Here is an 8,622-nt window from a genome sequence, read left to right as displayed (position 1 = left end):
CCGGTTGCGGGGGCGTGAGCCGCATGGATGCGGCGACCGAGCTTACATGGACGTACTTGCAGCGCCCCCCGCAACCGGACCCACCCCGCCATCCCACGGAATGCCCGCTTCTGCTGTTGCTGTTTAGATTGTCGGCCAGCGGCCGGCACTACAGCAGGTGCAGGGCTGCAAGCCCTGCCGACCAACACCCTTCTTACGAACGGCTGACGTGACGCTCATGCGCCATGCGCGAGGCTGTCCGTTCGGCTGTTCGAGTGGAGGTGGCAACGGTGCACTGGGAAAGCGCACAGGCGTACGCATGGCCGTTGGGAGTGGCAGCATTGGTGGGTGGCATCGGCGCGTGGTTGATCCTGTGGATCTACCATCGGCTGAAAGGGCGTGATCGCCGGCGTGCGCGCATCGGGCGTGTGCTGGGATTACCGCTGGCCACCGCATGGCCGTTGCTGCTGTTGATTCCTGCGCTGCAGGCCACGCCGCTGCAGGATCCGGCCCTGGGCAACCTGCAGCACATGCTGCACATCGCGCTGACCGCGTGTTTCATCTGGTTGCTGGTACGCGCGGTGGCGGCGGGCGAGCGCGCGATCCTGCGCAGCCATCCAATCGATGTCTCCGACAACCTGGAGGCGCGCCGCATCCAGACCCAGACCCGGGTGCTCAGCCGCGTACTGATGGGCGCCATCATCGTGCTGGGCGCGTCGCTGGTACTGCTGACGTTCCCGATGGTGCAGAAGATCGGTACCGCGCTGCTGGCATCGGCAGGCCTGATCGGCCTGGTGGCCGGTATCGCGGCCAAGCCGGTGTTCGGCAACCTGATCGCTGGCCTGCAGATTGCGGTGACGCAGCCGATCCGGCTGGATGACGTGGTGATCGTCGAAGGCGAGTGGGGCCGTATCGAGGAGATCGGCAGCAGCTACGTCGTGGTCCGCATCTGGGATGAGCGACGCATGGTGGTGCCGCTGACCTGGTTCATCGAGAACCCGTTCCAGAACTGGACGCGGCGCAGCGCCGATCTGCTCGGCACGGCGTTCCTGTGGCTGGACTACCGCGCCCCGATCACGGCGATCCGCACCGAGCTGGAGCGCATCTGCCGTGGTGAGGCGCTGTGGGATGGCCGGGTCTGCGTGACCCAGGTGACCGAAACCAGCGAACGCGCAATCCAGGTGCGCCTGCTGGTCAGCGCACGCAGTTCCGGTGATGCCTTCGACCTGCGCTGCCTGGTACGCGAGCGGATGCTGGATTTCCTGGCGCGCGAGCATCCGCAGTCGTTGCCGCAGGTGCGTGCGCGCGTGCAGCACGAAGACGAACTGGACATGCCGCGAGGACCTCGCGCGCGCACCGCGGATGTACGGTCGCCGGGTGCGGAGGATGGAGAGGCAGCGATCGTGCCGGTGGAGCCGGAACCCGAACGGTAGCGCCGGGCCATGCCCGGCGAGCGCAGCGGCGTCGCTCTATCCGCCGGGCATGGCCCGGCGCTACCTGGGGGGCCGATCAAGGTTCGCCAGCGTCGATCAGCGCATCGGTATCAAAGTGCGGCGGTCGTCGTGCGCGGGTGCGCTGTTCGTAGGCGTAGGCCATCTCGATCAGCTTCGGTTCGCTCCAGGCGGTGCCCATGAACAGCAGGCCGACCGGCAGGCCGTCGATCTGCCCCATTGGCACGCTGAGGCTGGGATAGCCGGCCACGGCGGCAACGCTGTAGCTCTCGCCGGGGAAGTCGTCGCCGTCACTGCGGATCGGCCAGGCTACACCCGTGGTCGGTGCCACCAGCGCATCAAGCTGATGGGCGGCGAGGGCGGCATCGATGCCTTCCGGGCCGGCCAGGCGGCGCGCATCGGTGCGCGCGCGGATGTAGGCGGGATCGGCCAGGCCGGCAGTCGCATCGGCCTCCACCAGCAGTTCCTGGCCGAACAGGCCCAGTTCCTGCTTGCTGTGTGCCTGGTTGAAGGCGATCAGTTCGGCCAGGCTGCGCAGCGGTGCGCGATGGGTGCTGAGGTAGCGCTCCAGGCCGGCCTTGAACTCGTACAGCAGCACGCTGCGTTCGGCCTCGGCCCAGACGCCCTGGTTGGGCAGTTCCACCGGCACCACCACCGCGCCGGCGCGGCGCAGCTCGGTGGCGGCCTGTTCGATCAGTGGCGGCATGCCGCGGTACTTCAGCAGGGGCGTCTGCAGCAGGCCGATGCGCTTGCCGCGCAGGCCCTGCGGGTCCAGGCGCGCGGTGTAGTCGTAGACCGCGCGGCCGGGCATGGTTGCGGTGGCTGGGTCGGCGTCATCGCGGCCGGCAATGGCGGTCAGCACGGCGGCGGCATCGGCGACGCTGCGCGTCATCGGCCCGGCGGTGTCCTGGCTGAAGGAAATCGGGATGATGCCGTCGCGGCTGACCAGGCCGACCGTCGGCTTCAGGCCGACCACGCCATTGACCGCGGCCGGGCAGACGATGCTGCCGTCGGTCTCGGTGCCGATCGCCACGCTGGCCAGGTTGGCGGCTACGGCGACTGCGCTGCCGCTGCTGGAGCCGCAGGGCGAATGGCTGAGGCGATAGGGATTGCGGGTCTGGCCGCCGCGCGCGCTCCATCCGGACACCGAATCATTGCCGCGGAAATTGGCCCATTCGCTGAGGTTGGTCTTGCCCAGCACCACGGCACCGGCCTCGCGCAGGCGGCGTACCAGGTAGGCGTCGTCCGGGCGGAAGCCCTGCAGCGCCAGCGAGCCGGCCGTGGTGGCCATCGGCGCGGCGTTGATGTTGTCCTTCAGCACGATCGGGATGCCGTGCAGCGGGCCACGCAGGCGGCCGTCACGACGTTCGCGGTCGCGCTCGGCGGCTTCCTTCAGTGCATCCGGGTTGAGTTCGATCACCGCGCGCAGGCGGGGACCGGCACGGTCCAGTGCGGCGATGCGCTGCAGGTAGGCCTGGGTCAGGGTGGTGCTGTCCAGTTCACCGGCGGTCATCCGCGCCTGCAGGTCGGCGACATCGGTTTCGGCGTAGGGGAACGGCACGTTGCGGCTGGCAGGTTCGGCGGCGTGGGCGCTGGGCGTGGCCGGGCTGCAGGCAGCGACAAGCAGCGCAGGCAGCGCAGCGAGCAGGCAGATCAGGAGGGGCGGCAAGGACGGGCGCATGGGGCGGCTTGGTCGGCTCCAATCCCCAGTGTAGCCGCTGCTCAGCGGCGGCGCTTGCGCAGGTCGCGGGCCAGCACGTAGACCACGATCAGGTTGATCGCCAGGATCGTCCACGAGGGCCAGCCAGGGTGGCGGATGATCGCGAAGATATCGAACGGCAGGTACAGCGAAGCGGTCAGGCAGCCCAGCCAGGAGGCCCAGGCCTTGGCACGCCACAGGCCCCAGGCTTCGACCAGGTGCAGCAGGCCGTAACCGATCATCCCCGCCGCGGCCAGGTGCACCGCGTCGGGGCTGATCATGTGCAGCAGCGAGGGCAGGGTGCCATGGTCCGGATCCAAGCTGAAGCGCCGGATCAGGGCCATGATGCCGTGCCGCAGCGGCTGCGGTCCGAGCACTTCCAGCCCGGTGGCGGCCAACAGCGCCAGCATCGCCTTGCTCGCTTCGAGCAAGGCGATGACGTGCAGACCCGGATGCCGGTGTGGATCCGGGTTGTAGCCGCTCTGGTTCACGGGGTGCTGGCTCAGCCGCCGCGCGAAGCCTTCTTGCGGTCGCTTTCGGTCAGGAACTTCTTGCGCAGGCGGATCTCCTTCGGGGTGATCTCGACCAGCTCGTCGTCTTCGATGAAGTCCAGGGCCTGCTCCAGCGAGTACTTGATCGCCGGGGTCAGCTGGATCGCATCGTCCTTGCCCGAAGCGCGCATGTTGGTCAGCGGCTTGGTCTTGATCGCGTTGACGGTCAGGTCGTTGTCCTTGGAGTGGATACCGACCAGCTGACCTTCATACACGTTGTCGCCTTCAGCAGCGAACAGCTTGCCGCGCTCCTGCAGCGGGCCCAGCGAGTAGGCCGGCGTGGCGCCCGGTGCATTGGCGATCATCACGCCGTTGATGCGCTTGGCGATCGCGCCCTGCTCCTTCGGACCGTAGTGGTCGAAGACATGGAACAGCAGGCCCGAACCCTGGGTGAGGGTCTTGAACTCGTTCTGGAAACCGATCAGGCCACGGGCCGGGATCTGGTACTCAAGGCGCACGCGGCCCTTGCCGTCCGATTCCATGTTCTTCAGCTGGCCCTTGCGGGTGCCCAGCTTTTCCATCACGCCGCCCTGGTGGATTTCTTCGATGTCCACCACCAGCTGCTCGATCGGCTCCATGGCCTGGCCGTCGATCTGCTTGATGATCACTTCCGGGCGCGACACGGCCAGCTCGTAGCCTTCACGACGCATGTTCTCGATCAGCACCGACAGGTGCAGCTCGCCACGGCCGGAGACCAGGAACTTGTCGGCGTCTTCCAGCTGTTCAACCTTCAACGCGACGTTGTGGACCTTTTCACGGTCCAGGCGGTCCTTGATCTGGCGGCTGGTCAGGAACTTGCCACCGGACAGGTCCTTGTTGCCGGCGAACGGCGAGTTGTTGACCTGGAAGGTCATCGAGATGGTCGGCTCGTCGACGGTCAGTGCCGGCAGCGCTTCCGGGGTGTCCGGGGCGCACAGGGTGTCGGAGATGGTCAGCTCCTGGATGCCCGAGATGGCGACGATGTCACCGGCCTCGGCCGAATCCTGCTCGATGCGCTCCAGGCCCAGGAAGCCCAGCACCTGCAGCACCTTGCCGTTGCGCTTCTTGCCTTCACGGTCGATGACCGCGACCTGCATGTTCTTCTTCAGGGTGCCGCGCTGGATGCGGCCGATGCCGATCACGCCCACGAAGTTGTTGTAGTCCAGCTGGCTGATGCGCATCTGGAACGGGCCTTCCGGATCGACTTCCGGCTTCGGCGCGTGCTGCATGATCGCTTCGTACAGCGGGGTCATGTCGCCGTCGCGCACGGTGTCTTCCAGGCCAGCGTAGCCGTTCAGGGCCGAGGCGTAGACGATCGGGAAGTCGAGCTGCTCATTGGTGGCGCCGAGCTTGTCGAACAGGTCGAACACCTGGTCGATCACCCACTCCGGACGCGAGCCCGGGCGGTCGACCTTGTTGACCACGACGATCGGCTTGAAGCCCATCGCGAAGGCCTTCTGGGTGACGAAGCGGGTCTGCGGCATGGGGCCGTCCATCGCGTCGACGAGGATCAGCACGGTGTCGACCATCGACAGCACGCGCTCGACCTCACCACCGAAGTCGGCGTGTCCGGGGGTGTCGACGATGTTGATCCGGTTCTTGATACCGGTCTTCTTGTCTTCCCAGGTGATGGCCGTGTTCTTGGCCAGGATGGTGATGCCGCGTTCCTTTTCCTGGTCGTTGCTGTCCATCACGCGCTCGGCGAGGACGGTACGCTCGGACAGGGTGCCGGACTGCTTCAGCAGCTGGTCGACCAGGGTGGTCTTGCCATGGTCGACGTGGGCGACGATGGCGATGTTGCGAAGATTTTCGATGGACATACGAAAGGGGGCCAGTCGGCGCCGGATTTGGAAAAAGAAGTCCAACATTATACGTCGAAGTTGACGATTGGCGAAAACCTCCATTTCACACCGCCCGGGTGCCCCGTTCAGCTACCCGTCCAGGGCCCACCGTCCGGGTGCTGAAGACCCCGCCTGCACCGATGGTCGAAGGCGCCCATACGGCAGGGGAGGTGTATCCTTATGGGGCTGATTACACACCCCGCATCCCAAGGATCTTCATGTCCCTCATCGCCACTTTCGACACCACCCAGGGCCCGATCAAGGTCGAGCTGTTCGCTGACAAGGCGCCGCTGACCGTGGCCAACTTCGTGAACCTGGTCAAGCACGGCTTCTATGACGGCCTGATCTTCCACCGCGTGATCGCCGACTTCATGATCCAGGGCGGCTGCCCCAAGGGTCAGGGCACCGGTGGCCCGGGCTACAAGTTCGAAGACGAGAAGAATGGTGTGAAGCACCAGGTCGGCTCGCTGTCGATGGCCAATGCCGGTCCGAACACCAACGGCAGCCAGTTCTTCATCACCCACATCAAGACCGATTGGCTGGATGGCAAGCACACCGTGTTCGGCCAGGTGCTGGACGGCCAGGCCATCGTCGATTCGGTCAAGCAGGGCGATGTGATCCATTCGATCACCCTGGAAGGCGATACCGACGCCGTGCTGGCCGCCCAGGCCGAGCGCGTGGCGGAGTGGAACAAGCTCCTCGCCGCCTGATTTCCCTTCGAAACGGCCACCCTCGGGTGGCCGTTTCCCTGTTCCCCGCCGCCCGCCCGGCCTGCGTGGCCACGCCCGCGGCGTCCCATCAAACGCTTGCAAGCAAGAGGAAACCCCCATGAAAGCACCCGTTCGTGTTGCCGTGACCGGCGCCGCCGGCCAGATCGGTTATGCCCTGCTGTTCCGCATCGCCTCCGGCGAAATGCTGGGCAAGGACCAGCCGGTCATCCTGCAGCTGCTGGAACTGCCGGTCGACAAGGCCCAGGCCGCCCTGAAGGGCGTGATGATGGAACTGGAAGACTGCGCCTTCCCGCTGCTGGCCGGCATGGTCGGCACCGACGACGCCGAAGTGGCCTTCAAGGACGCCGACATCGCCCTGCTGGTCGGCGCGCGTCCGCGCGGCCCGGGCATGGAGCGCAAGGACCTGCTGCTGGAAAACGCCAAGATCTTCACCGCTCAGGGCGCGGCGCTGAACAAGGTCGCCAGCCGTGACGTGAAGGTGCTGGTGGTCGGCAACCCGGCGAACACCAACGCCTACATCGCGATGAAGTCGGCCCCGGACCTGAAGCCGGAGAACTTCACCGCCATGCTGCGCCTGGACCACAACCGCGCCCTGAGCCAGCTGTCGGCCAAGCTCGGCAAGCCGGTCGGTGGCATGGAGAAGCTGGTCGTGTGGGGCAACCACAGCCCGACCATGTACCCGGACTACCGTTTCGCCACCGCCGATGGTGCGTCGATTGCTGATGCAATCAACGATCAGGAGTGGAACGCCAACACCTTCATCCCGACCGTCGGCAAGCGCGGCGCGGCGATCATCGAAGCCCGTGGCTCGTCCTCGGCGGCTTCGGCGGCCAACGCAGCCATCGACCACGTGCGTGACTGGGTGCTGGGCAGCAACGGCAAGTGGGTCACCATGGGCGTGCCGTCCGACGGTTCCTATGGCATTCCGGAAGGCGTGATCTTCGGCTTCGCGGTGACCACCGAGAACGGCAAGTACACCCTGGTCAAGGATCTGCCGGTCGACGACTTCAGCCAGAAGTACATCGACAAGACCCTGGCCGAGCTGGAAGAAGAGCGCTCCGGCGTCGCCCACCTGCTGGGCTGAGGCAGGCGGTACCGGCGCGAGCCGGTACGTCTTCCGTCAAGGTAGGTACCGACCGCTGGTCGGTACGCAGAAAACGGGGAGGCTTCGGCTTCCCCGTTTTTATTTGGAGTTCCTGGAACCGCATGATCCACCTGCATTACATCGACGACGCGCTGCTGGTGGCCGAGAAGCCGGCCGGCCTGCTGTCCGTGCCCGGCCGCAGCGCCGAGAACCAGGACTGCGTGGTCGCGCGGCTGCAGGCACTGTACCCGGACGCACTGACCGTGCACCGCCTGGACCAGGTGACCTCGGGCCTGCTGCTGCACGCGCGCGGCAAGGACATGCAGGCGGCGTTGTCGATGCAGTTCGAGCAGCGCCAGGTTGGCAAGCGTTATGAAGCGATCGTGGAGGGGCTGCTTGAAGGCGATGCCGGCGAAGTGGACCTGCCGCTGATCGTGGACTGGCCGAACCGGCCGAAGCAGATGGTCGACCACGAACGCGGCAAGCCGGCGCTGACGCGCTGGCGCGTAATGGCGCGTGATGTTGAAGCGCAGCGCACCCGCGTGGCGTTGGAACCGATCACTGGCCGCAGCCATCAGCTGCGCCTGCACATGGCCAGTCTCGGCCATCCCATCGTTGGTGACGTGCTGTACGGCGCAGCACCGGCGCAGCGCGTGCACCTGCATGCGCGCAGCCTGCAGTTCACCCACCCGGTGACGGGCGAGGCGCTCGCGTTCGAGTCCGCGACTCCGTTTTAGGGGTTCGGCAGGGCTTGCAGCCCTGCACCTGCCGAAGCTTTCAAGCAACGGCAACGTCAAAAACCAAAGCGGCATTCCGTGGGATGGCGGGGCACTGTGGGTGTGCGGGGACGCCGTAAACCCGTCCATGGGGGCTTGGTCGCGGCATCCATGCCGCTCACACCCCGCAAACCCACAGTGCCCCGCCTCTGACAGATTCCCGCGGCTGTTGGTAACTGCGGCCGTTGTTCCGCGCGGCTGTTGGTAGGTGTCGACCTTGGTCGACACCATTTTTCTTTCAGATATCGAATGAATCATCCACGCATGGCGTGGATCTACCGTGTCGACCAAGGTCGACACCTACCAGAGCAGTCGACCAAGGTCGACACCCATCAGGTCAATACGCCGTTCCGACAGATCGCGGCCAACTGTCGAAGGCGGGGTGGGTCCGGTTGCGGGAGTGTCCGCGGCATGGATGCCGCGGCCAAGCCCCCAAGGTGAAGTGACCCCCGAGACTTGGACGGGGTCAGGCGGCCGATTGGGCCTGCTCCCGGTACTTTATCGGGCTGAGACCTTTCAGTTTCAGTTTGA

The 8,622-nt window shown here is 66.1% G+C and carries 7 protein-coding genes; 4 read left to right on the top strand and 3 right to left on the bottom strand.

The features are described from left to right. Nucleotides 1-224: 224 nt before the first annotated feature. Nucleotides 225-1,412 carry a mechanosensitive ion channel family protein gene (locus tag AC0Z6F_RS22390; RefSeq protein WP_012510159.1) on the top strand — a complete coding sequence of 396 codons (1,188 nt, stop codon included), beginning with the start codon at nt 225-227 and terminating at the stop codon, nt 1,410-1,412. Between the two features lie 76 nt (nt 1,413-1,488). Here AC0Z6F_RS22390 and AC0Z6F_RS22385 read toward each other — a convergent pair whose 3' ends face one another. Genes AC0Z6F_RS22385 through typA form a run of 3 tightly spaced genes read right to left on the bottom strand, consistent with a single transcriptional unit; the run spans nt 1,489 to nt 5,479 of the window. Continuing rightward, the gene (locus AC0Z6F_RS22385; protein WP_012510160.1) at nt 1,489-3,111 is read right to left on the bottom strand and encodes an amidase; all 1,623 of its coding nucleotides are present in this window, start codon (nt 3,109-3,111) and stop codon (nt 1,489-1,491) included. Between the two features lie 41 nt (nt 3,112-3,152). Beyond that, the gene (locus AC0Z6F_RS22380; RefSeq protein ID WP_012510161.1) at nt 3,153-3,620 is read right to left on the bottom strand and encodes a DUF2127 domain-containing protein; all 468 of its coding nucleotides are present in this window, start codon (nt 3,618-3,620) and stop codon (nt 3,153-3,155) included. Between the two features lie 11 nt (nt 3,621-3,631). After that, nucleotides 3,632-5,479 carry a translational GTPase TypA gene (gene typA / locus AC0Z6F_RS22375; protein WP_012510162.1) on the bottom strand — a complete coding sequence of 616 codons (1,848 nt, stop codon included), beginning with the start codon at nt 5,477-5,479 and terminating at the stop codon, nt 3,632-3,634. Nucleotides 5,480-5,718: 239 nt separating this feature from the next. Here typA and AC0Z6F_RS22370 point away from each other — a divergent pair, with 239 nt between their 5' ends. The 3 genes from AC0Z6F_RS22370 to AC0Z6F_RS22360 all read left to right on the top strand — a co-directional run bounded on the left by AC0Z6F_RS22370 (nt 5,719) and on the right by AC0Z6F_RS22360 (nt 8,052). After that, the gene (locus tag AC0Z6F_RS22370) at nt 5,719-6,210 is read left to right on the top strand and encodes a peptidylprolyl isomerase (protein ID WP_004145509.1); all 492 of its coding nucleotides are present in this window, start codon (nt 5,719-5,721) and stop codon (nt 6,208-6,210) included. A 118-nt stretch (nt 6,211-6,328) separates the two neighbouring features. Beyond that, nucleotides 6,329-7,315, top strand: coding sequence for a malate dehydrogenase (locus AC0Z6F_RS22365; RefSeq protein WP_004145527.1), 987 nt, complete (start codon nt 6,329-6,331; stop codon nt 7,313-7,315). A 122-nt stretch (nt 7,316-7,437) separates the two neighbouring features. Continuing rightward, the gene (locus AC0Z6F_RS22360) at nt 7,438-8,052 is read left to right on the top strand and encodes an RluA family pseudouridine synthase (protein WP_004145563.1); all 615 of its coding nucleotides are present in this window, start codon (nt 7,438-7,440) and stop codon (nt 8,050-8,052) included. The last annotated feature ends 570 nt before the right edge of the window (nt 8,053-8,622 follow it).

The organism is Stenotrophomonas sp. 1L-E-5-B-C3 (genome assembly GCF_057292075.1).
The sequence above is the reverse complement of the archived record's forward strand: the minus strand, read 5'-3'. Positions and strand labels throughout refer to the sequence as shown.

What these genes read in the sequence shown, in the direction of transcription:
- AC0Z6F_RS22390 (WP_012510159.1), top strand. Translation starts at nt 225, where the DNA reads ATGCGCGAGGCTGTCCGTTCGGCTGTTCGAGTGGAGGTGGCAACGGTG.
- AC0Z6F_RS22385 (WP_012510160.1), bottom strand. Translation starts at nt 3,111, where the DNA reads ATGCGCCCGTCCTTGCCGCCCCTCCTGATCTGCCTGCTCGCTGCGCTG.
- typA (WP_012510162.1), bottom strand. Translation starts at nt 5,479, where the DNA reads ATGTCCATCGAAAATCTTCGCAACATCGCCATCGTCGCCCACGTCGAC.
- AC0Z6F_RS22370 (WP_004145509.1), top strand. Translation starts at nt 5,719, where the DNA reads ATGTCCCTCATCGCCACTTTCGACACCACCCAGGGCCCGATCAAGGTC.
- AC0Z6F_RS22365 (WP_004145527.1), top strand. Translation starts at nt 6,329, where the DNA reads ATGAAAGCACCCGTTCGTGTTGCCGTGACCGGCGCCGCCGGCCAGATC.
- AC0Z6F_RS22360 (WP_004145563.1), top strand. Translation starts at nt 7,438, where the DNA reads ATGATCCACCTGCATTACATCGACGACGCGCTGCTGGTGGCCGAGAAG.